Source organism: Thalassospira sp. CH_XMU1420-2 (assembly GCF_037029325.1).
GTDB classification, from domain to species: Bacteria; Pseudomonadota; Alphaproteobacteria; order Rhodospirillales; family Thalassospiraceae; genus Thalassospira; species Thalassospira povalilytica.
On the sequence record NZ_JAYMEG010000006.1, the window covers coordinates 81,114 to 107,358 of the forward strand.

Annotated in this window: 24 protein-coding genes; 17 read left to right on the forward strand and 7 right to left on the reverse strand. The window is 55.4% G+C overall.

Annotation, left to right across the window (positions count from 1 at the left end; translation table 11 throughout):
* Positions 1-13: 13 nt before the first annotated feature.
* A complete protein-coding gene (locus tag WA429_RS17320; RefSeq protein ID WP_287466270.1) occupies positions 14-1,000 on the forward strand; it encodes a DMT family transporter in 987 nt (328 codons plus the stop codon).
* 98 nt (positions 1,001-1,098) lie between these two features.
* Here WA429_RS17320 and WA429_RS17325 read toward each other — a convergent pair whose 3' ends face one another.
* The 3 genes from WA429_RS17325 to WA429_RS17335 all read right to left on the reverse strand — a co-directional run bounded on the left by WA429_RS17325 (position 1,099) and on the right by WA429_RS17335 (position 3,088).
* Complete coding sequence (locus WA429_RS17325) at positions 1,099-1,806, reverse strand: CTP synthase C-terminal region-related (seleno)protein (protein ID WP_336107685.1); 708 nt, start codon at positions 1,804-1,806, stop codon at positions 1,099-1,101.
* A 123-nt stretch (positions 1,807-1,929) separates the two neighbouring features.
* Positions 1,930-2,607 carry a response regulator gene (locus WA429_RS17330; protein ID WP_068519624.1) on the reverse strand — a complete coding sequence of 226 codons (678 nt, stop codon included), beginning with the start codon at positions 2,605-2,607 and terminating at the stop codon, positions 1,930-1,932.
* A 163-nt stretch (positions 2,608-2,770) separates the two neighbouring features.
* Positions 2,771-3,088 (reverse strand): DUF1476 domain-containing protein, encoded by a 318-nt coding sequence (locus WA429_RS17335; RefSeq protein WP_068519623.1) that lies wholly within the window; start codon positions 3,086-3,088, stop codon positions 2,771-2,773.
* Between the two features lie 156 nt (positions 3,089-3,244).
* Between WA429_RS17335 and WA429_RS17340 the strand changes: the two genes are divergently transcribed.
* From WA429_RS17340 to purL, 5 genes are all read left to right on the forward strand, one after another.
* Positions 3,245-4,024: an NRDE family protein gene (locus WA429_RS17340; RefSeq protein WP_068519622.1), complete on the forward strand. Its 780-nt coding sequence runs from the start codon at positions 3,245-3,247 to the stop codon at positions 4,022-4,024.
* A gap of 222 nt (positions 4,025-4,246) precedes the next feature.
* Positions 4,247-5,011: a phosphoribosylaminoimidazolesuccinocarboxamide synthase gene (gene purC / locus WA429_RS17345; protein WP_068519621.1), complete on the forward strand. Its 765-nt coding sequence runs from the start codon at positions 4,247-4,249 to the stop codon at positions 5,009-5,011.
* Positions 5,012-5,133: 122 nt separating this feature from the next.
* Complete coding sequence (gene purS / locus WA429_RS17350) at positions 5,134-5,373, forward strand: phosphoribosylformylglycinamidine synthase subunit PurS (RefSeq protein WP_008891731.1); 240 nt, start codon at positions 5,134-5,136, stop codon at positions 5,371-5,373.
* An 81-nt stretch (positions 5,374-5,454) separates the two neighbouring features.
* A complete protein-coding gene (purQ, locus tag WA429_RS17355; RefSeq protein WP_287466268.1) occupies positions 5,455-6,144 on the forward strand; it encodes a phosphoribosylformylglycinamidine synthase subunit PurQ in 690 nt (229 codons plus the stop codon).
* Positions 6,138-8,351, forward strand: a complete 2,214-nt coding sequence (gene purL, locus WA429_RS17360) for a phosphoribosylformylglycinamidine synthase subunit PurL (RefSeq protein WP_417826754.1) — start codon at positions 6,138-6,140, stop codon at positions 8,349-8,351. Before purQ ends, purL begins: the two co-directional genes overlap by 7 nt.
* Before the next feature lie 77 nt (positions 8,352-8,428).
* On the opposite strand, the gene WA429_RS17365 is transcribed toward purL, so the two are convergent.
* Positions 8,429-9,604, reverse strand: coding sequence for an Mrp/NBP35 family ATP-binding protein (locus WA429_RS17365; RefSeq protein ID WP_287466266.1), 1,176 nt, complete (start codon positions 9,602-9,604; stop codon positions 8,429-8,431).
* Between the two features lie 402 nt (positions 9,605-10,006).
* Between WA429_RS17365 and hflK the strand changes: the two genes are divergently transcribed.
* From hflK to WA429_RS17385, 4 genes are all read left to right on the forward strand, one after another.
* The gene (gene hflK, locus WA429_RS17370; RefSeq protein WP_068519617.1) at positions 10,007-11,134 is read left to right on the forward strand and encodes an FtsH protease activity modulator HflK; all 1,128 of its coding nucleotides are present in this window, start codon (positions 10,007-10,009) and stop codon (positions 11,132-11,134) included.
* Positions 11,134-12,006, forward strand: coding sequence for a protease modulator HflC (hflC, locus tag WA429_RS17375; RefSeq protein WP_068519616.1), 873 nt, complete (start codon positions 11,134-11,136; stop codon positions 12,004-12,006). Before hflK ends, hflC begins: the two co-directional genes overlap by 1 nt.
* Before the next feature lie 117 nt (positions 12,007-12,123).
* Positions 12,124-12,315, forward strand: coding sequence for a DUF2065 domain-containing protein (locus WA429_RS17380; RefSeq protein ID WP_068519615.1), 192 nt, complete (start codon positions 12,124-12,126; stop codon positions 12,313-12,315).
* A gap of 199 nt (positions 12,316-12,514) precedes the next feature.
* Positions 12,515-14,008 carry a DegQ family serine endoprotease gene (locus WA429_RS17385; protein WP_068519614.1) on the forward strand — a complete coding sequence of 498 codons (1,494 nt, stop codon included), beginning with the start codon at positions 12,515-12,517 and terminating at the stop codon, positions 14,006-14,008.
* Between the two features lie 77 nt (positions 14,009-14,085).
* Here the strand turns inward: WA429_RS17385 and serB are convergent, their stop codons facing one another.
* Positions 14,086-14,976 (reverse strand): phosphoserine phosphatase SerB, encoded by an 891-nt coding sequence (gene serB / locus WA429_RS17390; RefSeq protein ID WP_287466265.1) that lies wholly within the window; start codon positions 14,974-14,976, stop codon positions 14,086-14,088.
* A gap of 210 nt (positions 14,977-15,186) precedes the next feature.
* Between serB and miaA the strand changes: the two genes are divergently transcribed.
* From miaA to ilvC, 4 genes are all read left to right on the forward strand, one after another.
* On the forward strand, positions 15,187-16,155 hold the full coding sequence (gene miaA, locus WA429_RS17395; protein WP_287466264.1) for a tRNA (adenosine(37)-N6)-dimethylallyltransferase MiaA: 969 nt from the start codon (positions 15,187-15,189) through the stop codon (positions 16,153-16,155).
* A gap of 152 nt (positions 16,156-16,307) precedes the next feature.
* Entirely contained in the window at positions 16,308-18,071 is a 1,764-nt protein-coding gene (locus WA429_RS17400; protein WP_068519611.1) for an acetolactate synthase 3 large subunit, read from the forward strand.
* A 78-nt stretch (positions 18,072-18,149) separates the two neighbouring features.
* A complete protein-coding gene (gene ilvN / locus WA429_RS17405) occupies positions 18,150-18,695 on the forward strand; it encodes an acetolactate synthase small subunit (RefSeq protein WP_068519610.1) in 546 nt (181 codons plus the stop codon).
* A gap of 117 nt (positions 18,696-18,812) precedes the next feature.
* Positions 18,813-19,832, forward strand: coding sequence for a ketol-acid reductoisomerase (gene ilvC, locus WA429_RS17410; protein ID WP_068519609.1), 1,020 nt, complete (start codon positions 18,813-18,815; stop codon positions 19,830-19,832).
* A gap of 97 nt (positions 19,833-19,929) precedes the next feature.
* Here the strand turns inward: ilvC and WA429_RS17415 are convergent, their stop codons facing one another.
* A complete protein-coding gene (locus WA429_RS17415; protein WP_287466263.1) occupies positions 19,930-21,123 on the reverse strand; it encodes an MFS transporter in 1,194 nt (397 codons plus the stop codon).
* Positions 21,124-21,351: 228 nt separating this feature from the next.
* Here WA429_RS17415 and WA429_RS17420 point away from each other — a divergent pair, with 228 nt between their 5' ends.
* Entirely contained in the window at positions 21,352-22,260 is a 909-nt protein-coding gene (locus WA429_RS17420) for a pseudouridine-5'-phosphate glycosidase (protein WP_287466262.1), read from the forward strand.
* A 65-nt stretch (positions 22,261-22,325) separates the two neighbouring features.
* Here WA429_RS17420 and WA429_RS17425 read toward each other — a convergent pair whose 3' ends face one another.
* Positions 22,326-22,991 (reverse strand): pyridoxamine 5'-phosphate oxidase family protein, encoded by a 666-nt coding sequence (locus WA429_RS17425; protein ID WP_287466261.1) that lies wholly within the window; start codon positions 22,989-22,991, stop codon positions 22,326-22,328.
* Between the two features lie 119 nt (positions 22,992-23,110).
* Between WA429_RS17425 and pdxR the strand changes: the two genes are divergently transcribed.
* Both pdxR and WA429_RS17435 read left to right on the forward strand, forming a co-directional pair.
* Positions 23,111-24,631, forward strand: coding sequence for a MocR-like pyridoxine biosynthesis transcription factor PdxR (gene pdxR / locus WA429_RS17430; protein ID WP_287466260.1), 1,521 nt, complete (start codon positions 23,111-23,113; stop codon positions 24,629-24,631).
* A gap of 116 nt (positions 24,632-24,747) precedes the next feature.
* A complete protein-coding gene (locus WA429_RS17435; RefSeq protein WP_287466259.1) occupies positions 24,748-26,232 on the forward strand; it encodes a cryptochrome/photolyase family protein in 1,485 nt (494 codons plus the stop codon).
* Positions 26,233-26,245 lie beyond the last annotated feature (13 nt).

Below are 26,245 nucleotides of genomic sequence, written 5' to 3' on the forward strand. Positions count from 1 at the left end.
ATAAGTAAATGTCGTGGAAACTTCGCAATTCGAGTTTTCCGACATGAAGAAGAATGCCTATATCGTTTTCGGATTTCTCGCCCTTGTCTGGGGGCTGACCTATCTGTTTAACAAAACCGCCAGCCACTATGTCAGCCCGATGCATATTGTGATGGTTCGGGTCACCATGGGCTTTGTGCCGTTATTTCTGATTGCGTTGTTGCGCCGAAAACTCGCATGGCGGCACCTGCGACATACCCATCATTTCGTTGTGATGTCGCTTCTGGCAGCGTCGGTTTATTATTACGCCTTTGCCAAGGGCATCGCGATCCTGCCATCAAGCATCGCCGGGATCCTGGCAGGAGCCATTCCGTTCTTCACCTTTATCGCCGCCCTGCTGTTCCTGAAGGGAGAGCCGATCAATCTGCGTTCTGTCGGGGGATTGGTGCTTGGCTTTGCAGGGATTGCCGCCATTGCCCGCCCGTGGGAAGGCAGTGCCGGGGCAATTGATCCGGCCGGGGTCGGCTATATCGCATTCGGGTCTGCCTGTGTCGGGCTGTCCTTTGTTTATGCGCGCAAATTCATAAGCCCGCTTGGCATTTCCCCGATTGCGCTTTGCACCTATCAGCTTGGCCTGTCGTCGGCCACCTTGCTTGTGGTGGGTGATCTTGACGGGATTGATGCGATCTTTGTCAGTCCGCTGGCAACGGCCGGGCTGTTTATCGGGCTTGGCCTGTTTGGCACCGGCATTGCCTATATGTGCTATTACTATGTTGTCGAAAAACTCGGCGTGATCAAAGCAGCCAGCTCGACCTATATCCCGCCTGTCATCGGTCTTGCGACCGGGACCCTGATCCTTGGTGAAACGGTTACCGCGACCGATCTGGTTGCCACTTCGGTAATTCTGGTCGGGGTCATCATCATGCAATCGGGCAGAACGCCCGCCCCCATCGCGTCCACCACCCCTGCGATATCCCCATCACCAGATGTCCGGGCCCACAACCGGCCCGAACCAGCCTGAGAGCTCCCTGTTCTCAGAAACTGCGCCCCCGTGTCCCCGGGGGCGCTTTTTTTTTTGCAACCATGTGATGGCTGCCCATGAAACTGGGCAGAAAACAGCTATGCCGCAAGCATCATTGCCGCATCGACAAAGGCTGAGATCAGCGGATGGGGCTCGTCGCGCAATCCGGATCGTTCGGGCTGGAACGCTGTTCCGATAAAGAATGGATGATCATCGATTTCGACAGCACGCGGATCCCCGTCCCGATCCCAGGCCGAAACGCGCATCGAGTGACCTTCAAGCAACCCGACATGGTCACGGTTAAAACCATAACTGCAACGATAGGTCTCCGTGATTTGGTCCTGGCCATAACGGGACTGGATCAGGCTGTCTTTGAGCAGATCAATTCCGCCGTCCTGATCAATCAATGCACAGACCAGCGGCGCAATAATCGGAAGTTCGGCGTCGGGATCGATTTCGGCATTTGCGGCATTCCCGAAACCAAGCTCATTACGGACATATTCAAGAACCGCATGTTGATAACCACCACATGTGCCAAGAAACGGCACCTTGTTCAGGCGGGCATACCCGATGGCGGCAAGTGCCCCATCAAAGCTTTGATACGGGCTTGCAGGCACACACCAGATGCCCTGATAACGGCCAAGCTGTGATGCGATATTTTCCGGATCAATCGATGCGGTCGCAATCCAGTCATGGTGAACCGATATGCCCGCGCGATTGCCCGCGATTTCAAGCGCCTTCGGGATCGCCTGATGGGCGGTGACATCGGGATTAAAATCGCCGATCAATGCAATTTTGACAGTCATGAATTTTTCCTCGTTTCAGGTGACATTACGAGGGAACGCAAACCGGTTTTCGCAACAAAAAACGGCCCGTGAAATCACGAGCCGGGATTTGCGCCACAAACTGAGCTGCCTTTGACGAAGATACTACAAACTTCCGGTGCGCGCCATATCTTCGAGCGCCATTTTCACCGCCTGTGCCCGGTTGGACACATTGAGTTTGCGATAGATGTTTTTGAGATGGTATTTGACCGTGATCTCGCGCAGGTCGAGATGACGGGCGATATCCTTGTTCGGGCGCCCTTCGGACAGCAGTGCCAGGACTTCGCGTTCGCGCGGTGTCAAACGGCCAAAGTCGCCATCACTTCCGAAACCGCCGGCCAGACGACCATCACCGTCGCCACCACCAATCGTGCCGTCGCTCAGATCATTCAGAATCGACGATGGCAGGTATTTTTCCCCGGCCAGAACGAGCTGAACGGCATTTGCAAGGGCCTGCCCGCGCAGGGTCTTGGGAATGAAACCATGCGCCCCGGCCTCTATGGCGTTGCGCACATCTTCACTGCGATAGGCACCCGACAGCAGAACCACAAAGGTCGATGGCGCGACTTTTTCAAGTGCACGTTTCAACCCTTCCAGACCGTTCATGCCGGGCATGCGCAGGTCAAGCAACACAAGATCGAATGAATTGTTTTCGTCAATCAAATCCAGCGCCGGTTCCAATGCACCGGCCTCAGCGACTTCGCAATCGTCGAAATACTGCTGAAACAGAAGTGATATCGCCTCACGAACCAGATCGTGATCGTCCGCCAAAAGGATACGCAAAGCCTTTGCCCTTCTTCTACCTGATTAGCACCCTTACGCCCCTGGTGCATAATATCACACCAAAAGGTTGCACCCACTCGTCTTTTATTACAAGACGCAGGATACGAGACCGCCTAGTGGTTTGCAAACTAGAAGTTTTTGGCAAAGGCTTGCATCCTGACCGTCAGGTCAGGACTTCTGCGCGCGCAACCGGACGTAGTTCTTCGAGTTTGGCATTGAGTTCAGAGGCCGTGATATCGACATTTTTGCGCCCGAAGTCCGCCAGAAGCATTGCAACAACGCCATTGTCACGCGGATTGGCAACCACTTCGCCCACGACCTTGACGGCATAATCCTGACTTTCCTGGGCGGACATGCCCATCTGTTCGCCGGCCCAGGCGATCAGCATTTTATAAAGATGTGTCTCGACACGAAAATCCTGTTCCAGATCAAAACTGTACTTTGCTTCGAAACCACGTTCACGATCATTAAAGCTGTTCATATCGAGCCCTCCTTGGATGTTGCACCGGCTTTCACACTGGGTGTGTTGCGCCCGTCCTCTGAATTAATATTTGAGAATAAGCGGGGTATTTTTCACCCCTTTGTTCGACACTTTTGAATTTGACAAATCATCTTTCATCGCGCTTTGATCTGGCTCATGTGCACAGTCATTATTTTACGCCGCCCCGACCATGACTGGCCGGTGATCATCGGCGCCAATCGCGACGAAATGAACAATCGCCCGTGGAAATCCCCGGCACGTCACTGGGATGATCGTCCCGATGTTGTGGCCGGACTGGATGAAACGGCCGGTGGCACCTGGCTTGGTGTCAACGAAGATGGCGTTGTCGCGGCCGTTCTGAACCGGTTTGGCACCCTTGGCCCGGCCGAGGACAAACGATCCCGCGGGGAATTGCCGCTTGAGGCCCTTGATCATGCCGATGCTATTGATGCGGCACAGGCGCTGGCGGCCCTTGATGGCGATGCCTATCGCCCGTTCAACATGGTTATTGCCGATAACCGGGATGCCTATTGGCTGGCCAATCGCGGGACAGGAAAAATCGAAATTACCGACATTCCCGAAGGATTGTCGATTTTGACGGCCCATGATCTGAACGATACGGCAAACAGTGCGCGTACACGCCGCAATCTGCCACGGTTTCGTGCCGCCCCGGCACCAAACCCGGAAGCAGATGACTGGTTTGCCTGGCAGGCCCTGCTGGCCGATACCGGTATCGAGGCCCCCGATCCCGATCATCATGACATCCGGTCCGATGCCATGCTGGTGCGCAGCAATATGGGATTTGAAACGGTTTGTTCGTCCCTGATCGGTTTGCCGGCGATTCCCACAAGCGAACATGAACTGCCACGTCGTCCGGTCTGGTTATTTGCCGACGGGCAGCCTGACACCACACCGTTCCATCCGGTAAACCTTTAGGCCCCGATCAGGCATAAAACGCAACTTTGCCAGATGTTTGCAGTGTAAAACAGACCGTCCCGGGATTGATGCCCGGACGGTTGCAAATTTTGATTATCAAGTTTGCGTAAATAGAGCTTAAGCGACAATTGAGTTTCTCGCCCAGCACTGCTATACGGGGGGCGCGAATTTCAGGGTGCCTGCGCAGTTGCCGTGCGGGCCTAGATGTGAAAGATCCCGCCAATGTCCAGAAAGCAGCCCATCTACGAGGGTAAAGCCAAGGTTCTTTACGAAGGTACTGAGCCCGGTACGATCATTCAGTATTTCAAGGATGACGCCACTGCGTTTAACGCTCAGAAGCGCGGCACGATTGCCGGCAAGGGCGTCCTGAACAACATGATCACCGAATTCGTCATGACCCGTCTGGCGGAAATCGGCATTCCGACCCATTTCATTCGCCGTCTGAACATGCGCGAACAGCTTTGCAAGAAATGCGAAATTGTTCCGATCGAAGTGGTGGTCCGCAACATCGTTGCCGGTTCCATGGCAAAGCGTCTTGGCCTTGAAGAAGGCGAACGTCTGCCCCGCCCGATCGTCGAGTTCTATTACAAGGACGACGCGCTTGGTGATCCGTTGGTTTCTGACGAGCATATCCTTGCTCTGGGCTGGGCAAGCCCCGAAGAGCTTGAGGAAATCGTTGGCATGACCCTGCGTGTGAATGACTACCTTTGTGGTTTGATGCGCGGCATCGGTCTGAAACTGGTCGATTTCAAACTTGAATTCGGTCGTGTTTGGGAAGGCGATTTTGCGCAGCTGGTGCTGGCTGATGAATTCAGCCCCGACAACTGCCGCCTGTGGGACGCCATCACCAACGAAAAGATGGACAAGGACCGCTTCCGTCGCGATCTCGGCGGCGTCGAAGAGGCCTATCAGGAAGTCGCGCGCCGTCTTGGTGTGCTCCCTGAGTCCGCCGAAATAGAGTCGCTGAACAAAGACGCGACCAAATAACACCCCAAGGCCGCGCTCGCGCGGCCTTTTCTTATGGCTGACCGGCGGCGAATGCCGGACAGCGTTCTGTTTGCAAACAAAGTCGCGCGAGCCCCGCGCCTGCGAACTTAAAGGAGCTTCTCGTGAAAGCACGTGTTCATGTCACCCTGAAGAACGGTGTTCTTGACCCGCAGGGCAAAGCCGTTCACCACGCCCTTCAGGGTCTGGGTTTTGATGGGGTCAATGACGTCCGCCAGGGCAAATTCATCGAACTCGAACTGGATGGCACCGATGCCGCCAAGGCCGAAGCCGAGGTCAAGGAAATGTGCGAGAAGCTTCTCGCCAATACCGTGATCGAAGACTACAGCATCGAGCTGGCCTAACCGCCTGGACGGGGCTTTGCCGATGCGGGGCCTTTGTCTTTCGCGATCACGTAACGGACATTAATCGAGAGACGGTATTTCATGAAATCCGCTGTCATCCTCTTCCCCGGTATCAACCGGGAGAATGACGCCATTGCAGCACTTGAGCAGGCCACCGGCACCAAACCGATCGTAGTCTGGCATGGCGAAACCGAACTGCCAAAGACCGACATCATCATGGTTCCGGGTGGTTTTTCCTATGGCGACTATCTGCGTTGCGGCGCCATGGCTGCCAAATCCCCGATCATGCGCGCTGTTGCTGATCGCGCCAAAGCCGGTGTGACCATTCTTGGTGTTTGTAACGGTTTCCAGATCCTGACAGAAGCAGGCCTGCTGCCCGGTGCGCTGATGCGCAATGCCAGCCTGAAATTCATCTGCAAGAACACGCATCTGAAAATCGAAAACGCCAATACCCGCTTTACCAACCAGTACAAGGCTGGCGAGGTTGTCGACTATCCGGTTGCCCATCATGACGGCAATTTCTTTGCCGACAGCGAAACGCTTGACCGCCTTGAAGGCGAAGGTCGCGTGATCCTGCGCTATTGCGATGCGGATGGTGTTGTCGATCCCAAAACCAACCTTAATGGTTCCCAGCGCAACATTGCCGGTATCATCAACGAGGTCGGCAACGTTCTTGGCATGATGCCGCATCCGGAAAATGCGATTGATCCGCTCCATGGTGGCACTGATGGCCGCAATCTGTTCAAAAGCTTGGTGGAGGCAGCATCGTGAGTGCACTTGATTTCAACACCCCGATCACGCCGGAACTGGTCAAGGAACACGGCCTGAACGAGGAAGAATACAAACTCGTTCTCGAAATCATGGGTCGCGAACCCAACATCAACGAACTTGGCATTTTCTCGGTCATGTGGTCGGAGCATTGCTCCTACAAGTCGTCGAAAAAATGGCTTAAAACCCTTCCGACCAAGGCTGACTGGGTCATTCAGGGTCCGGGTGAAAACGCCGGTGTGATTGACATCGGTGATGGTCAGGCTGCTGTCTTCAAGATGGAAAGCCACAACCACCCGTCCTTTATCGAACCCTATCAGGGTGCTGCAACCGGCGTTGGCGGCATCATGCGTGACGTCTTCACCATGGGCGCACGTCCGATTGCAAACCTTAATGCCCTTCGCTTTGGCGAGGCCGACCATCCGAAAACCCGCCATCTTCTGAGCGGCGTTGTCGAAGGGATCGGTGGGTATGGCAACTGCATGGGCGTTCCGACCATCGGTGGGGAAACCAACTTCCACGCGTCATACAATGGCAACATCCTGGTCAATGCCATGACCGTGGGTCTGGCCGATGCGGACAATATTTTCTATTCGGCGGCGGCCGGTATCGGCAACCCGGTTGTCTATGTCGGTTCGAAAACCGGTCGTGACGGCATCCATGGCGCGACCATGGCATCGGCCGAGTTCGATGATGACAGCGAAGAAAAGCGTCCTACCGTTCAGGTCGGCGATCCGTTCACCGAGAAGCTTCTGCTTGAAGCCTGCCTTGAACTGATGGCAACCGACATGATCGTCGCCATTCAGGATATGGGTGCGGCCGGTCTGACCTCGTCCTCGTTCGAAATGGCGTCCAAGGGTGGCGTCGGTGTCGAGCTGTGGCTTGATAAGGTTCCGATGCGCGAAGAAGGCATGACGCCTTATGAGCTGATGCTGTCAGAGTCGCAGGAACGCATGCTGATGGTTCTCAAACCCGGTTGCGAAGAAGCCGCCAAGGCGATCTTTGACAAATGGGAACTCGACTTTGCCGTCATCGGTGTTCTGACCGACACCAAACGCATGGTTCTGAAATGGCATGGTGACGTTGCCGGTGATCTTCCGATTGATCCGCTGGCCGAAGCATCGCCGGAATATGATCGTCCGTGGGAACCGACCCCGAAACAGGATCGCATTGATCCCGACAGCATTTCCGCAAAAGTCAGCCATATCGACGCGCTCAAGACCCTGATCGCATCGCCCGATCTGGCATCACGTCGCTGGATATGGGAACAGTATGACCATCTGGTCATGGGCAACACCATTGTTCGCCCGGGTGGCGATGCCGGTGTCGTTCGCGTTGATGGCACCAACAAGGGCATTGCAGCCACCACCGACTGCACCCCGCGCTATGTCATGGCCGATCCGGTCGAAGGCGGCAAACAGGCCGTTGCCGAAGCATATCGCAACCTGGTTGCAACCGGTGCCAAGCCGCTTGCCATCACGGACAATATGAACTTCGGCAACCCGGAACGCCCGCGCATCATGGGACAGTTCGTTGGCGCATGCCAGGGTATTGGCGAAGCCTGCATCGCGCTGGAATTCCCGGTCGTTTCAGGCAACGTGTCGCTTTACAACGAAACCAACGGCGTTGGCATCATGCCGACCCCGGCAATTGGTGGCGTTGGTGTGATTTCCGATCTGGGTCACCACGCAACGATCGGCATCAAGCGCGATGACAGTGCATTGATCATGATCGGTGCGGCCACCGGTGAACTTGGCCAGTCGCTGTATCTCAAAACCATCGAAGGTCGCGAAGAAGGTGCACCGCCGCCGGTTGATCTGAATGCGGAAAAGCGTGCCGGTACGCTGGTCCGCGAACTGATCGAACTTGGTCTTGTGCGGACTTGCCACGATATCGCCGATGGCGGTTTGCTGGTCACGGTTGCCGAGATGTGCCTTGCCGGCAATATCGGTGCTGAACTGCATCTTCCGGAAGTTGGCAGCGAAATCGCGTGGCTGTTTGGTGAAGACCAGGGCCGTTACGTGATCGCAACCCGCGACCCGGACAAAGTCCTGAATGCGGCAAGCAGCTCGAACGTTGCAGCAGTGATCATTGGTCAGGCAGGCGGCGATTCTGTCACCATTGATGGTGGCGACAAGGTAACGCTAGCCGAACTGCGCGAACTGAACGAGGGCTGGATGCCGTCCTTCATGGCAGAAGCCGTTCAGTAAGCAACCCCGATTTCAAAACAAAACCCCGTCAGAGCAATCTGGCGGGGTTTTGTGATTTCAGGCGTTCAAACAGCTGGTTACTTGAAGCTGATCTTGGGGAACAGGCCCTTTTTCTTGGGTGCCTCGGACGGGCCGACGCGTTCTTCGATCGCGGTTGCGATCTTTTGGGCGATTGCGCCATAGGCCTTGGCATGTTCGCCATCGGCCTCGGTCTGGACAATCGGTTTGCCTTCATCGGCCCCCAGACGGATTTTGAGATCCAGCGGGATTTCACCCAGGAACGGAACCCCCAGTTCATCGGCAGCCTTGCGTGCGCCGCCGTGATCAAAGACATGATCGACATGGCCGCATTCCGGGCATTTGTAATAGGACATATTTTCGATCAGGCCGAAGACCGGCACATTGACCTTGCGGAACATGTTCAGGCCCTTTTTGGCGTCCAGAAGGGCAATGTCTTGCGGGGTTGAAACAATGACAGCGCCGGTCACCGGAACACGCTGTGCCATGGAAAGCTGAATGTCACCGGTGCCCGGGGGCATGTCGACCACCAGCACATCAATATCGCCCCAGTCGGTATCACGCAGAAGCTGTTCAAGCGCGCCCATCGCCATCGGTCCGCGCCAGATTACCGGCTGTTCTTCATCAACCATGAACCCGATCGACATGATCCGGATGCCAAAGGCCGATGGCGGGATCATTTTGCCCTGATGTTCGGATGACGGGGTCGGCTTGGCAGCGCGAAGCCCCATCATACGCGGCAGGCTGGGTCCATAAATATCGGCATCAAGCAGGCCGACCTTGAGCCCCTTGGCCACCAGCGACAGCGCCAGATTGACCGACGTGGTCGATTTGCCAACCCCGCCCTTGCCCGATGCGACGGTGACGATGCTGCGCACGGTTGGCAGTTCAAGCGGCTTCTGACCGGCCCCTTGCGGGCGCTGTCCGGGTTGTGCCGGGCGCGCAGCCGCTGGTTGTTGTGGCGCGGACTGACTTGCAGCCGCCGGTCGTTCCGCCGTCAGGGCGACACGGGCAGTTGTGACCCCGTTCACAGCAGCCACGGCCTTTTCGGCGGCCTGACGCAAATCTTCGAGTGCCGGGCCGCGCTTTGGATCGACCGCGATCATTACATTGACGACTTCATTATTGATATCAATACCTTGCACCATATCCTTGGCTGTGATTGATTTGCCGTCGACCGGGTCGATGACGCTGTCGAGTGCGGCGACAATCTGTTCACGGTTGAGCGAAGTCATATTGCGGTCTCCAAATTTTGGCTTAAGTCCGTGATCACACAGAACTTGCAGGCGCGTAACATTGTTTTGCAAGGCAAGCTGTCATATAAGGCCTAAGGGCATGCTCCGTCCAACAAGATTTCGTGAGTTTGCTATGGTCTGCAATCGGTTGCACCACCAAATGGCATATGATCAACATGTTGCCGGACTGGTGGTAACGGACTGATCGCCCGAACTTTGCCGGGTTTTACCGGCCTTGATCGTGCGAAATGTCAATCGGGCCAAATCACGGCTGTCACGTGGTCTGGATCCACGCCAGAATGGCACACTGGATCTTGTTGGACGGAGCATGCGTTGGGGGTAACGTCCCCAAGCTCGGTAAACAAAGATAAACACCGAACGGCAAGAAGAGGAAAACACTCGATGCCTTGGAATTCACAAGGGGGCGGCGGCCCCTGGGGTGGCGGCGGAAATAACGGCGGCGGCCAGAATCCGTGGGGACAGCGTCCCCAGGGTGGTGGCGGTGGCGGAAATACGCCCCCTGATTTTGATGAAATGATTCGTAAAGGCCAGGAACGCCTGAAACGGCTGTTCCCCGGTGGTGGCGGTTACAAGGGCTTTGTCCTGATCGGTATCGCTGTGATCGGGTTGTGGCTTTTGACCGGCTTCTATCGTGTGCAGCCGGGCGAACAGGGTGTGACACTTCTGTTTGGCAAATGGGTCGGCACAACCGGCCCTGGTCTGAACTACTTCCTGCCCGCCCCGATCGGCGAAGTCATCAAGCCGAATGTCGAACGCACCAACCAGATCGAGGTTGGCTATCGCGGTGCAGGCACGGTGGCATCGAACGGTTCGCGTGACGTTCCGGAAGAAAGCCTGATGCTGACCGGTGATCAGAACATCATCGACATTGATTATGTTGTTCAGTGGCGCATCAGCGACGCGGGCGCATATCTGTTCAATGTTCGCGATCCGGAAAACACCATCAAGCTGGCATCCGAAAGTGCGATGCGTGAAGTGATCGGGAAAACCAATCTGGAAGAGGCTCTGACGGTTGGCCGTGTCCGGGTTGAGGAACAGACCCGTACCCTGCTTCAGAAAATCATGGACGGGTATGATTCCGGTATCTTCATTGCAGAAGTGAAGATGCAGAAAGTGGATCCGCCGCGTGATGTTATCGATGCGTTCAACGACGTGCAGCGTGCCCGTCAGGACCGTGACCGTTCCCAGAACGAGGCACTGGCCTATCGCAACGACATCATCCCGCGTGCAAAGGGTGAAGCTGAACGTCAGGTTCTTCAGGCGCGTGCCTATAAGGACCGCGTGACCAAGGAAGCAGAAGGTGAAGCGGAACGCTTTACCTCGGTCTATAATTCCTATCTGACCGCGCAGGACGTGACCACACGTCGCCTGTATCTTGAAACCATGCAGGACATCCTGAACAAATCCGAAAAGATCATTCTTGATCAGAAAGGCGATGGAAACGGCGTTGTCCCGTATCTGCCGCTGCCGGAAGTTCAGAAACGTGCGAATGCAGGAGGCAACAACTAATGGCAAGTCCTAAACTTATTGCCGCTGGCGTCGTCCTTGTAATTGCCGCTGTGGTTGGTTCGATGTGTGTCTTTACGGTTCGTCAGGACCAGCAGGCACTTGTTCTTCAGTTCGGTAATCCGGTTCATGCGGTTTCCGAGCCGGGCCTGCATTTCAAACTGCCGATCCAGAACGTCGAATATTACGAGCGTCGTATTCTTGAACTCGATCCGCCGGTACAGCAGGTTCTTCTGTCGGATCAGAAGCGTGTCAATGTTGACAGCTTTGCCCGCTGGAGAATTATCGATCCCCTGACCTTCCGTCAGCGTGCTACCAACTCTGCCAACTTTGTGCAGCTGTTTGGTCAGCGACTGAACTCGGTCATCCGTGGTGAACTTGCGCAGGCCCCGCTTGTTGCAATGCTGTCGGACAACCGTGCACAGATCATGGAAAAGATCCAGGCGACCCTGGTTGATCCGGCCAAGGAATTCGGTGTCGAACTGATTGATGTTCGTATCGGTCGTACCGACCTTCCGCAGGAAACGTCGCAGGCGGTATATAACCGTATGCGTTCTTCGCGTATCGCCGAAGCCGCACAGCTTCGCGCAGAGGGTGAAGAGCTCAAGGCGAAAATCCAGGCAGAAGCCGATCGTGAACGTATTGGCATCATCGCCGAAGCCAACCGTCAGGCAGAAGTCCTGCGGGGTGAAGGTGATGCACAGCGGAACGTTATTTTGGGTAAAGCTTACGGTCAGGATGCGAAATTCTTCGAATTCTACCGTTCGCTGGAAGCCTACAAAACGGCACTTTCGAATGGCTCGACCATGGTGCTTTCACCAGACAGCGAGTTTTTCCAATACTTTAATCAGTCGGCTCCAAGCACAAGCCGCTAGACAAAACACTAGGGCGACCTGATACTGGCATCAGGTCGCCCTTTTTGTTTTCATAATCAAGTCCTGCTGGCGCATTGCGTAAGGCAGGCTTTAAAAACCGCCGGAACGTCCACGCCCATGAAGGAACTTGCTACTGCCATACTTCTGGCCATCGCGCTGGAGGGCATGTTTTATTCGCTGTTTCCCGGCGGCGCGAAAAGGGTGCTGGAACTGGTTCAGGAAATCCCTGAGTCACAATTGCGCATCGGTGGACTGATTGCAGCGGTCGTTGCCATTGGCGCAATCTGGGCGGTACGTGTTTGGCTCTAGGCCCCGAAAACCGCCAGATATGACAGGAACGTCACGACTTTGTGCCGAGAATTCCTTGATTTTTCCAAGAGCCGCCCAAATTCTGCCAAAGTCGGGGTTAATTTGGTTACTTAAGCGACGGGTAAAATAAACGCCCCATCGCGCGCTGCAAAACAGAATTACAAATACCGTGAACGCGGCAACGAACAGGATCAGACACATGCTAAAAGCATTTTACAACCCGGTGCGGTCGAAGGTTAGCGCTGCACTGGTGATTGTTCTCCTTGGCGTGACCAGTGTTTCGCATATCGCGAATGCCCGCCCCGCTCCTGAGAGTTTCGCAGACTTGGCCGAAAAGCTTCTGCCGAGTGTCGTGAATATATCTACCAGCCAGATGGTCGCTGAACGCCAGGGACCGGATTTCCAGTTCCCTCCCGGTTCGCCATTCGAAGACCTTTTCCGTGACTTCATGGATCGCAATGGCCAGGGCGGCCAAGGTGGTCAGGCCCCGCAAAAGCGCCGCGCTACGGCACTTGGTTCGGGCTTTATCATCTCGGCTGACGGTTACATTGTGACCAACAATCACGTTATTGATGGTGCCGATGAAATCAGCGTCCGTCTTCATGATGGTGAAACCCTTGATGCCGAACTGATCGGTCGCGATCCGAAAACCGACGTCGCCCTTTTGAAAGTCGAACCGAAGGATGACCTGCCATTTGTAAAATGGGGGGACTCGGACGCGTCGCGTATCGGTGACTGGGCAATGGCGATCGGGAACCCGTTCGGTCTTGGCGGTACGGTAACGGCCGGCATCATTTCCGCCCGCAACCGCGACATCAACCAGGGTCCGTATGATGACTTCATCCAGACCGATGCATCGATCAACCGCGGGAACTCTGGCGGGCCGTTGTTCAACCTTGATGGCGACGTGATCGGTATTAACAGCGCGATCTATTCCCCGTCCGGTGGTTCGGTTGGCATCGGCTTTGCCATTCCGTCGGCCATTGCACAGGGTGTTGTTGATCAGCTTAAGGAATATGGCCGTACCCGTCGTGGCTGGCTTGGTGTTCACATCCAGACCGTGACCGACGATATCGCGGACTCGGTTGGCCTTGATAGCGCAACCGGCGCAATGGTTGCCGGCGTTTCTGACGACAGCCCGGCCAAGAAAGCCGGCATCAAACAGGGTGATGTCATCCTGAAATTTGATGGCAAGGATGTCGAGTCCATGCGCCGCCTGCCGCGTATCGTTGCCGAAACCAAAATCGGCAAGGATGTCGATGTTGTGATCTGGCGCGATGGCAAGAAACAGACCGTACAGGTCGAGCTTGGCGAACTTGAAGAAGAAGTGATTGCCGCAAGCGCAAGCCCGTCCGAAGGCGATGAAGCCCCGGCAATCGCCGAAGCCAGCATTGCCGAACTGGGCATCAAGGTCGCCAATGTCGATGACGCACTTCGTCAGCGTTACAACCTTGCCGAAGGTACCGAAGGCGTGATTGTCACCGATGTTTCGGGTGACAGCTATGCGGCTGAAAAAGGCGTTCGTCCCGGTGATATCATCATCGAGGCATCGCACAGCTCGGTCACAACCGTCGAAGACGTCACCAAGGCCGTCAAAGCCGCGGTCGATGATGACAAACGCACCATCCTGATGTTGATCGAAACATCGGCTGGCCCGCGTTACTTCGGCCTCACACTCTCGGTTGCTGAATAAGCATCCCGAACACGATCATACGAAAAAAGGGCGACCTGCTTGGCAGGCCGCCCTTTTTCTTTTCGGGGTTTCCGATATCAGGAAACGAAATCGGACTTGCTGTAACCTTGCAGATAAAGCAACGCTGTCAGATCACCGTGATTGATGCAAATACGTGCCTGTTCCTGCACCGACGGTTTGGCGTGGAAGGCAACGCCGGTCCCGGCAAGCGAGATCATCTGAAGATCATTGGCGCCATCGCCAACCGCAATTGCATCATCGACCGTAATGCCCTGCTGGGCTGAAAGGGTTTCAAGGGCATCGACCTTGGCCTGGCGATCGAGCACCGGCTTCTTGACCTTGCCGGTCAGTTTGCCATCACTTTCGATCAGGACATTGGCCTGATCATAGTCAAAACCAAGTTCGGCCCGAACCGCACCGGTAAAGAAATCAAATCCGCCCGATACCAGTGCCGCAAACGCCCCGTTGGCCTTCATGGTGGCAACAAGGGTTTTGGCCCCGCCGGTATATTCCACGGTTTTCCACGCTTCTTGCAGCATGTCTGTCGACATGCCTTCAAGCAGGCCGACACGTTCATCAAGGGCCGCTTCGAAATCAAGTTCCCCGTTCATCGCGCGCGCGGTGATCGCGGCGACACGTTCCTTTACACCGGCAAACTCGGCCAGTTCGTCAAGGGTTTCCCCGGTGACCATGGTGCTGTCCATATCGGCAATCAGCAGCTTCTTGCGCCGGGTGGAGATTTTCTGGGTGACGGCGTCCACGCCAAGCTCCGCCTCGGCGAGGCTGGTATCGGCCACATCAAGTGGAATGCCATCAAAAATCAGATCGCATGCCTCGCCATCCGCCAGCCAGGTAACATCCCCGACCAGCGCACCGGCACCGGTCAAGGCGATTGCGGCCTGATCAATCACGTTTTTGGTCAGCGCATTTGAATTGGGGGCGGCAATCAGGGTCAGTACCAATTTCATGGTCTGCGGGCTCCTTGGCGGAAAAGGCATAAAACAGATTTGTCGCCTTTATCCGAATTGCGCCCGACTGTGGCAAGAGAACTTTGATGATCGACGCCATGCTTACGTGTTTTTTGCAGCCGGTTATTGTCCCAAATCGCTATGCCTTTGGCATCGAAGTCAATAGACTGATCGGCCTTTGACACGTGTTTGAATTTGGAAGTGCCTTTTATGTCGGCTGTGAATGCCAATTTGTCTTTTGCCCCGGTCCTGATCGTTGCTGGCCCGACTGCCAGCGGCAAATCCGCACTTGCGCTTGATATGGCCGAAGCGTTTGACGGGGTGGTGATCAATGCCGACAGCATGCAGGTCTATTCCGAACTCCGTGTCCTGAGTGCCCGCCCCGATGAAAGTGAAACGTCGCGTGCGCCACACCGGCTTTATGGTGTGCTGTCGGGACGCGAAGCCTGTTCGGCCGGCAAGTGGCGCGACATGGCGATGGCCGAAATCAATGACTGCCACGCGCAGGGAAAATTGCCGATCGTAACGGGCGGAACGGGCATGTATCTGAATGCCCTGACCGAAGGAATCGCCCCCATTCCCGATGTTCCGAGCCGGATTCGCGACAGTGTGACCGCCGAACTCGAGGATATTGGCCATGCCGCCTTCTTTGAAAAGCTTAAAAAGAACGATCCGGAGACCGCGGCAACACTCGATGGCACCAATACGCAACGGATGATTCGCGCCGCCGAAGTTTTTGCCCATACCGGTCGCGGATTGGCTTCCTGGCACAAGGAACCGATGGTTCCCCCGCCCGCCAATATGAAGTTCAAAAAACTTTGTTACATGCCGCCGCGCGATATTCTTTATGACCGCTGCAATCGCCGTTTTGACCTTATGCTTGAACAGGGCGCGATCGATGAAGTCCGCGATTTGATTGCGCTTGGGCTTCCTGACACGGCGCCGGTCATGAAGGCCGTGGGCGTGCGCGAGCTTGGCGCATACCTTGCCGGCGAGATCGATTTGCCCACCGCCCAGGAAAAATCACAACGCGAAACCCGACGTTACGCAAAGCGCCAATTGACGTGGTTTCGCCACCAGATGAGCGACAAGGAAATCATCGACGCGCAATATTCGGAAAGTTTGGCAGCAAAAATGCGTCATGATATTAACCAATTTCTGTTGACCACGCCAAAGTGAGGCGATAGGTTGGCGCTTCCCCCGCCGAAATGGCGGAAAACCGCCGTTTCGGCGGATTTTTCAACTCCAATTTGAGGATAATTGGATCATGTTTCAATCACGCGGTTATCACGCGACACGTTGTTGTCGTTAAGTAAAGAGGCTCGAAAATCATGGCAGAACGTATTTTAAGCGGTTCGGAAGTAGTGTTGCAGGCCCTTGCTGATCAGGGTGTGGAAGTCGTGTTCGGCTATCCTGGCGGCGCTGTCCTACCGCTATATGACGAGATATTTAAACAAAACCGGATTCGTCACGTTCTAGTGCGCCATGAACAGGCTGCTGTCCACGCTGCTGAGGGTTACGCCCGTTCGACCGGCAAGGTCGGCGTTGTGCTGGTGACCTCGGGACCGGGTGCGACAAATGCTGTTACGGGCCTTACCGACGCGTTGATGGATTCTATTCCAGTTGTCTGCCTGACCGGCCAGGTCCCGACCCATCTGATCGGGAATGATGCCTTCCAGGAAGCCGACACCACCGGCATTACCCGCCCGTGCACCAAGCATAACTATCTGGTGAAAAATCCGGATCGTCTTGCACGCACCATGCACGAAGCCTTCCACGTTGCTTCAAGCGGCCGTCCGGGTCCGGTTGTGATCGACCTTCCCAAGGACATCCTTGTTGGCAAGGCTCCCTATATGGAGCCGGCACAGGTTCAGCATCGCACCTATAACCCGGTCGTCAAAGGCGAACGCAGCCAGATCGAAGAAGCGCTCGAGATGCTGGCATCGGCGAAAAAGCCGATCCTGTATTGCGGCGGCGGTGTCATCAATTCCGGCACCCAGGCTTGCAAGCTTCTGACCGAATTCACCCGCATGACCGGTGCGCCGATCACGCTGACCCTGATGGGGCTTGGCGCCTATCCGGCATCGGACAAGCAGTATCTTGGCATGGTCGGGATGCACGGCACCTATGAATCGAACATGTCGATGCATGATTGCGACGTTATGGTCGCGATTGGCGCGCGTTTCGATGACCGCGTGACCGGCAACCTTGATTTCTTTGCCCCGAATTCGCAGAAAATCCAGATCGATATCGATCAGAGCTCGATCAACAAAAACGTTCCGGTCGATATCGGGATTGTTGGTGATGTCGGTCATGTTCTTGAAGACATGATCAAGATCTGGAAAGCCAAACAGTACAAGATCGATGCGACCGCACTTGATAGCTGGTGGGATGAAATCGAAGGATGGCGTGGCAAACACTGCCTGTCCTATAAGCAGCCCAAAGACGTTATCAAGCCGCAGCACGTTATTCGTCGTGTTCATGCGCTTACCCGTGATCGCAAGACCTATATCACCACCGATGTTGGCCAGCACCAGATGTGGGCAGCCCAGCATTTCGGGTTCGAACATCCCTATGAATGGATGACGTCCGGTGGTCTTGGCACCATGGGCTATGGCATGCCGGCCGCCCTTGGCGTTCAGGTTGCCCATCCCGATGCGACGGTTGTGTGCTTTACCGGTGATGCGTCCATCATGATGAACATTCAGGAATGCGCGACGATGACGCAGTATCGTCTGCCGATCAAAACCGTGATCCTGAATAACCGTTACATGGGTATGGTTCGTCAGTGGCAGCAGCTTCTGCACGGTTCGCGCTATTCCGAAAGCTATAGCGAGACCCTGCCTGACTTCGTCAAACTGTCCGAGGCATTCGGCTTTACCGGTCTGACCTGTAACAATCCGGCCGATCTTGATGACGCGATCAAGAAGATGCTCGAGATTGATGGTCCGGTGATTCTGGATGTTGCCGTGGATGACAAGGAAAACTGCTATCCGATGATTCCATCGGGCAAGCCGCATAATGAAATGCTGCTTGGGCAGGAAACCGACGGCAACGAAGCCATTGATTCCGACGAAGGGATGGTTCTGGTCTGATCCGCACAAACCAATGTGCGAGACGAACTCATCAAACCATAATTAAAAGGCCGGCGCGGGCGGCACAAAGATGCCTCAATGTGCCTCCTGGCCGAGTACCTACGGAGCGAAACCGTGAAAGAAACCGAAATCTCGAAACACACCATATCCGTTCTGGTGGACAACGAATCTGGCGTTCTGGCCCGCGTGATCGGCCTGTTTTCCGGTCGTGGCTATAACATTGAAAGCCTGACCGTTGCCGAAGTCGACGCCGATGCCCACCAGTCGCGCATCACTGTGGTTACCTCGGGCACGCCCATGGTAATCGAACAGATCAAGGCACAGCTTTCGCGTCTTGTCCCGGTTCACAAGGTCAGCGATCTGACACTTGCCGGACCGAGTGTCGAACGTGAACTGGCACTGGTCAAAGTGATCGCCACGGGTGAACAGCGTGTTGAATCCCTGCGTATCGCCGACATCTTCAAGGCCCGCGCAGTCGATGCGACCAATAATTCCTTCGTTTATGAAATCATCGGCAGCCCCGAAAAGATTGATGCCTTCATCAAATTGATGGCGCCACTGGGGCTTTCGGAAATTTCGCGTACCGGTGTGGCTGCGATTTCGCGCGGCACACTAACGATGTGAGTTTGCCCTGCCTGGTGATCCGCATCGGGCAAGGCATCGGGATATGTTCCCGAAATCATTATTACCATCCACCACGCACAGACATAAGCGTGGTCCAACGTCCAGAGGTATCGAAAGATGCGTGTTTATTACGACCGCGATGCAGATGTTAATCTGATCAAGACCAAAAAAGTTGCCATCATCGGTTACGGTTCGCAGGGCCATGCCCATGCACTGAACCTGCATGACTCCGGCGTTAAAGAAGTTGTTGTTGGCCTTCGTGAAGGCTCGAGCTCGCGCAAGAAAGCCGAAGCTGCCGGTCTGAAAACCATGACCCCGGCCGAAGCAGCCGCATGGGCAGACGTCGTCATGATCCTGACCCCGGACGAACACCAGGCAGCGATCTATGCAAACGAACTGCGTGACAACCTGAAACAGGGTGCCGCACTTCTGTTCGCACACGGTCTGAACGTTCACTTCGGCCTGATCGAGCCGCGCGCTGACCTTGACGTCATGATGATCGCGCCGAAAGGCCCGGGTCACACCGTTCGTTCCGAATACAAGCGTGGCGGCGGTGTTCCGTGCCTGGTTGCTATCGAACAGAACGCTTCGGGCAACGCGCTTGAAGTTGCACTGTCCTATGCATCGGCAATCGGTGGCGGTCGTTCCGGCGTTATCGAAACCACCTTCCGCGAAGAATGCGAAACCGACCTGTTCGGCGAGCAGGCAGTTCTCTGTGGCGGCCTGACCCAGCTGATCAAATACGGTTTTGAGACCCTGACCGAAGCTGGTTATGCACCGGAAATGGCATATTTCGAGTGCCTGCACGAAGTTAAGCTGATCGTTGACCTGATGTATGAAGGCGGCATGGCCAACATGCGTTACTCGATCTCGAACACCGCAGAATACGGCGACTATGTCACCGGCCCGCGCGTGATCGACGCATCGGTCAAAGAACGCATGAAAGAAGTTCTTGCTGACATTCAGGAAGGCAAATTCGTTCGTGACTTCGTTCAGGAAATGCATTGCGGCCAGCCGATGTTCAAGGCAACCCGCCGTCTGAACGCCGAACATGAAATCGAAGAAGTTGGTACCAAACTGCGTGCGATGATGCCGTGGATTGCTGCAAACCAGCTCGTCGACAAAGAAAAGAACTAAGCATCGCTTAGATCGTTCTTGCGCGAACGGCCGTCCCGATGGGGCGGCCGTTTTGCTTTGTGTGCCGCAACGTTTCCTGTCCGGGCCCTGTCCGGGTTCAGGCACCGTGTTTCATCTGTCGCAGCGGCAGGCGCAATTCGGTCACAGCCCAGATCACCGCACACAGGACCGAAACAGTTGATCCAAGGGCCACCACAGCAGGCCATCCCCCCATGCCATAAGCAACAGCCGAGCTTGCCGATCCACAGGCACCGCCAAAGAAGTAGCTGGCCATATAGCCTGTTGTCAGGCGGCTGCGGGCCTCGGCACTCAGGCGATAAACCTCGCTCTGGTTCGAGATATGTGTGCCCTGAATACCAAGATCGAGCAACACCACCCCGATGGCAAAGGCCACCAGCGACCATTGCCCCCAATAGAGCAACACCCAGCTTGATATGGTGGTCAAAAGGAACCCGCCGGTGCTAAGCCGTGCCCAGCCCTTGTCAGCCAGACGACCAGCGATGCGCGCTGCCAGAATACCGATCGCCCCGATCAGGCCATAAAGCCCGATGACGGCTTCGGACATGTCATACTGGCGCACCAGCATGAAGGCCATCGACGTCCAGAAAATCGCGAAGACCGCATATTGCAACCCGCCAATCAGGCTGCGCCGCCGCAGAACCGGCTCATCCCTGAACAGATGCAGGATCGACAGATAAAGTGCGCGATAGCTGGTATGCGAGGTCGGCGGAATATTGGGAATGATGCGATAGCACGCAACTGCATAGAACGCCATCAGGACAGACGCGACAATAAAGACCGATCGCCATCCGGCGAGCTCCGCCATCACGCCGGAAAAAGTACGCGCCAGCAAGATCCCCAGCAAAAGCCCGCTCATTACAGCCCCCACCGCCGATCCACGCTTGTCATCGGCCGCAAGGTGGGCGGCGAGCGGCACCAGAATTTGTGCCGTCACACAGGTAATGCCGACCGAAATACTGAAAGCCACCAGCATCAGAAACGATGGCGCCAACCCCATGGCGAGCAATCCAAGCGCCGTAAGAGCCGACGTCACCGTCAAAAGTTTACGCCGTTCGTGATGATCACCAAGCGGGACAACCGCAATCAAGCCGGTCAGATAGCCAAGCTGCGCGACCGTCACCAGAAGTCCGGCGCTGGTTTCACTTAACCCGTATTCGCGGGCCAGCAATTCAAGAAGCGGCTGCACGTAATAAAGGCTGGCGACAGACAGGCCACTTCCGACCGCCATAAAGGTCAGAAGTCCGCGCGTCAGGGTGGGCTTGGCATGCATTTCAGATGGGCTTTCACAACGTGGTATTGTTTCAGGATATCCATCAAATCAGTTGCTTACAATCGGATCGCTGGCACAAGTCCGTTGCAACAGGGGCAACGATATACCTGCCCGCGCAAGGCAGCCATTCCCAATGCATGATCAGATGACGTGGTTTGGGCTGGATTTATCAGGCCCACCTGTTTAATTCTGGCCTTTAAAACTTTAACTTCAAGACGAGCAGATTGAATGTCTGACTATATCGATATCGCCCCCGAGGTCGCAGAAGCCCTGGTAAGCGGCAAGCCGGTTGTGGCCCTTGAATCCACCATTATTTCGCACGGGATGCCTTATCCGCAGAACCTTGAAACAGCGCAGGCTGTGGAACAGGATGTGCGTGACAACGGTGCGATCCCTGCCACCATCGCCGTGATTGGCGGTCGCTGCAAGATCGGCCTGTCGCCCGAAGAACTCGAATATTTTGCCAAGGGCACCGATATTCTGAAGCTGTCGCGTCGCGATATTCCATATTGCATTGCCAAGAAACGCGATGGTGCGACCACGGTTTCAGCAACCATGATCCTGGCAGAAAAAGCCGGCATTCGTGTCTTTGCAACTGGCGGCATCGGTGGTGTTCATCGTGATCTGGCTGGCAATTTCGATGTATCGGCCGATCTGACCGAACTTGGCAAAACCAGTGTTGCGGTTGTCTGTGCAGGGGCCAAGGCGATCCTTGATATCCCCAAAACGCTTGAGCATCTTGAAACGCTTGGCGTTCCGGTTATTGCCTATGGCACCGATGAATTCCCGGCATTCTATTCGGTCGAAAGCGGCCACAAGGCACCTCTTCGTCTTGATAGCCCGGAAGATTTGGCGGCATTCCTGAAATCGAAATGGGAATTCGGTCTTGAAGGCGGTGCTGTGATTGGCAATCCGCCAGAAGCCGACAAGGCACTGGCCCGTGAAGCCATCGAAGGCGCAATTGATGATGCACTGGCCGAAGCGCAGAAAAAAGGCATTCATGGACGTGATGTCACCCCGTTCCTGTTGGCACGTGTGACGCAACTGACCGAAGGCAAAAGCCTTGAAGCCAACATTGCCCTTGTGCGCAACAATGCACGCCTGGGCGCAAAGATCGCGGTTGCCATGGCAGGCTGATCAAACAGATCGCTATCCGAACAGACGAAGGGCTGGCAAATGATTGCCAGCCCTTTTTCATTTAATCACGAAGATGTCCGAAGATATCCCTGCCCCTCGAACCCGGGTTTGATGCGGGTATCGTCAATCGGGGTGCCCCAGTGGGTCGTACTGGGCAGGATACCGGCCCATACCGGCCAGTCATAATCTTCGTCATCATCGACCGGATCGCCGGCGCGAACCTTTGCCGAAACCTGTTCAAGATCAAATCCAAGGAACATCGTGGCTTTGAGTTCCTGTTTGTTTGGCTGGCGGATTTTATCCCAGCGCCCCGGTTCAAGCTTTTCGACAAACAGGCGGGAATGTTCCATCTTGTCGGCGTCATCGGCGACAACCGCGCCCTTGCCATAAATGATGACTGAGCGGTAATTGGCGGAATGATGAAAGGCAGAACGCGCCATCACCAGACCATCAAGATGGGTGATGCATAGGCAGGCTTCTGCGCCATCGGCAATCGCCGCCAGAATGCGGTTTTTTGACGCACCATGGATGTAAATCCGTTCACCCACACGCCAATGCGCGGTCGGGATCATGGCCGGACGACCGTTGACCACCGTGCCGACATGACAAATCAGCGCATCATCAATGATGCCATGCACAAGTTCACGGTCATAAGATGCGCGTTTGGGTCCGCGGACAACTTTGGTGTGGGGATGGACTTCATATTGTTCGGACAAGGTCGTATCAGCCATGGCGGTCTCGTTCTTTTATTCGGGTGGCAATCAATGGTGCCATCATCCTTAGAATTGGACTTTTAAAAAGGTCCATTATAGTAAAAATGATAGATCCAATTTAACCCACAGGACCGCCGATGCCACGCAGTGATTACAGCTGGATTTACCCAAGCCAGATCGACGGGGACAACGAGCCCGGCGCAACCACGGCCTATCGCAGGCTTTATCACGGCATCCGGTCGGCCATTCTGGACGGGCGGCTACATCCCGGTGAACGGCTTCCGGCAAGTCGTGACCTGGCAAAGTCACTGGGGATATCGCGCAATACGGTGGTGACCAGTTTCGATTTGCTGACATCGGAAGGATATCTTGAAACCCGCATTGGCGCTGGAAGCTTTGTTGCCCGCTCACTCCCCGATCGTGACATGCAAACCGTGTCACAAACCGGAAAGGCCCCGTCGCGGGGAGCGGACGCGCGCGCCTTGCATCTTAGTCAAAGCGCATCACGGATGCTGGCATATCAGCGACGGTTTCCGCGTTTTCGCGTTGCCCGCCCGTTCAACCCGGCAACGCCGGACCTGGACGGTTTCCCGTTTGATATGTGGGCACGCCTTTTGCGCCGCGCCTGGCGCGCGCCAAATATCGACCTGACCATTCCCGATGATCCGATGGGATTGCCGCAATTGCGGGCGGAAATTGCCAAATGGCTGCGCCAGTCGCGCGGGGTCAATTGCCACGCCGATCAGGTCATGGTGGTTTCCGGTGCCCAGCAGGCACTTGATCTGATTGCCCGTGCCCTTGTTGATCCGGGCGATATCATCGCAACCGAGGACCCCGGTTACGAGGGCATTCGCGGGGTATTGGCATCAAGTGGCGCCATTGTGCATCCGGTGGCGGTCGACGATGAAGGGTTATGTGTTGCACGGTTATCCCAAACGCCGTCCCCGTCCCGGGTGATTGTGACCACCCCGTCGCGCAATTATCCGTTGGGCACCACATTGTCCCTGTCGCGGCGATTGGCACTTTTGCAATGGGCACAGGCCCATGACGCCTGGATTGTTGAAGACGATTACGACAGTGATTATCGCTATGACGGGCCGCCACTTTCATCGCTTCAGGGGCTCGATACCGATCATCGGGTGATTTATGTCGGGACGTTTTCACGGGTCCTGTTTCCGGGTATTCGGCTTGGCTATCTTGTTCTGCCACCGGCATTGATCCCGGCTTTTCGTGGCATGCGCGGTTTTGCCGACGGTGTTCCGGCACCAACGGCACAGGCGGCCCTTGGTACATTCTTTGCCGAAGGACATTTTGGCAGTCATGTCCGCAAAATGCGGATGCGATACGGGGAAAGACGCGCCCATCTCAAGGATCTGATTGCAAACAGCGCGTCAGGAGTGCTTGCGGCAATGCCATCGGATGGCGGATTGCACCTGTGCGCCCGACTGACAGGTGGCCATGACGATATATTCATTCAGGAAAAAATGGTCGAGGCCGGTTTGGATTGCCGGGCTCTTTCATCCTATTACCATGACAAATCACCCGAAAATGCAGAAACCTTGCCCAAGGGGCTGGTTCTTGGATTTGCCGGCTGGGATAAAAACCAACTTTCTGACAGCTTCGGTGAACTGATCGAAATTCTGAAACGTAATGTTTAATGTACCCCGAGCCAGAGAGAGTGGCGTGACATCCCCTCAATACGCTGTCACAGTCACGACACTCTCTCCCCTCCGGCTTTGAAATCCCCGCAGGACAAGAAACTTCAGGAATATTAATGACCCAACGCCCGATCGCCATCATGTGGTTTCGCAACGATCTGCGTCTGGCGGACAATCCTGCCTTGCGTGCGGCTGTAAAATGGGCGTCCGAGCATAATGGTGTGGTGTTGCCGGTCTTTATTCTTGATCCGGTCATTGACGGTCAGCTTGGCGGGGCAACGCGCTGGTGGCTTCAAAAAAGCCTGTCTGCCCTTGCGCAAGGCATTGATGGCCTGGCGGCAAAGTCATCGACCCAAATCCCATCCTTGCGCCTGTTTCACGGTGATGCGCATGGGGTTCTTGAAACGATCATCGGGTCCTGCAACGTCAAGGCGGTGTTTTGGAACCGCATGTATGACAAACCATCAACAGACCGCGATACCAACATCAAATCCGCATTGTCTGATCGCGGCCTGACATGCGAAAGCTTCAAGGCCAATCTTCTGTTCGAACCGTGGGAAGTCAAAACCGGTAACGGGACGGATTTCAAGGTCTATAGCCCGTTCTGGCGGGCCTGCCAGAAATTTCCACCGCCCCGTACGCCAATTGCCGGACCGGACACGATTGCGCTGTGCGATGTCGAACTTGGTGACGAAGTAAGCCTTTCGGCCCTTGATCTTGGCCCCAAACCGTTTGACTGGGCCGGTGGCCTTGCCGAACGTTTCACCCCGGGTGAACAAGGGGCAAAAGACCAGCTGTTTGATTTTATCGATGATCGTCTGGTTGATTACGCCGATCTGCGCGACCGGCCCGACCGCCGGGTAACGTCCGAGCTTTCCCCGCATTTACGTTTTGGCGAAATCAGCCCCTACCAGGTGTGGCATAGCGCGAACCACTATGCCGATGCCCATCCGGGACAGGGGAAAACCGCGTCAAAATTCATGTCCGAACTGGGATGGCGCGAATTTGCCCATCACATTCTTTTTCATGCCAAAGACCTGCAATCTGTACCATTGCAGGGGCAGTTTGCGCATTTTCCATGGTCAGAAGATCAGGACGCCCTTGAACGCTGGCAAAAAGGCCAAACCGGTTTTCCCATTGTCGATGCCGGCATGCGCGAACTTTGGCACACCGGCTATATGCATAACCGGGTTCGGATGATTGTCGGTTCGGTTTTGGTCAAGCATCTGCTGATTCATTGGCGCGCGGGGCTGGCATGGTTTGACGATACGCTTGTTGATGCCTGCCCGGCCAATAATGCCTTTTCCTGGCAATGGATTGGTGGATGCGGGGCGGATGCGGCCCCGTATTTCCGCATTTTCAACCCGGTACTTCAGGGTGAAAAATTTGATCCGGCCGGTGACTATGTCCGTCAGTGGGTGCCGGAACTGCGCGACATGCCCGAACAATATATTCACAAACCGTGGGAAGCATCGCCCTTGATCCTCAAGGCCGCTGGCGTCCGTTTGGGCACCGACTACCCCGAACCGGTTATCGGCGTCAAAGAAGGCCGTGAACGCGCTCTTAGTGCCTATCAGGACATGAAGCAGGCGGCATCTTAGGCACCCGGCTTCA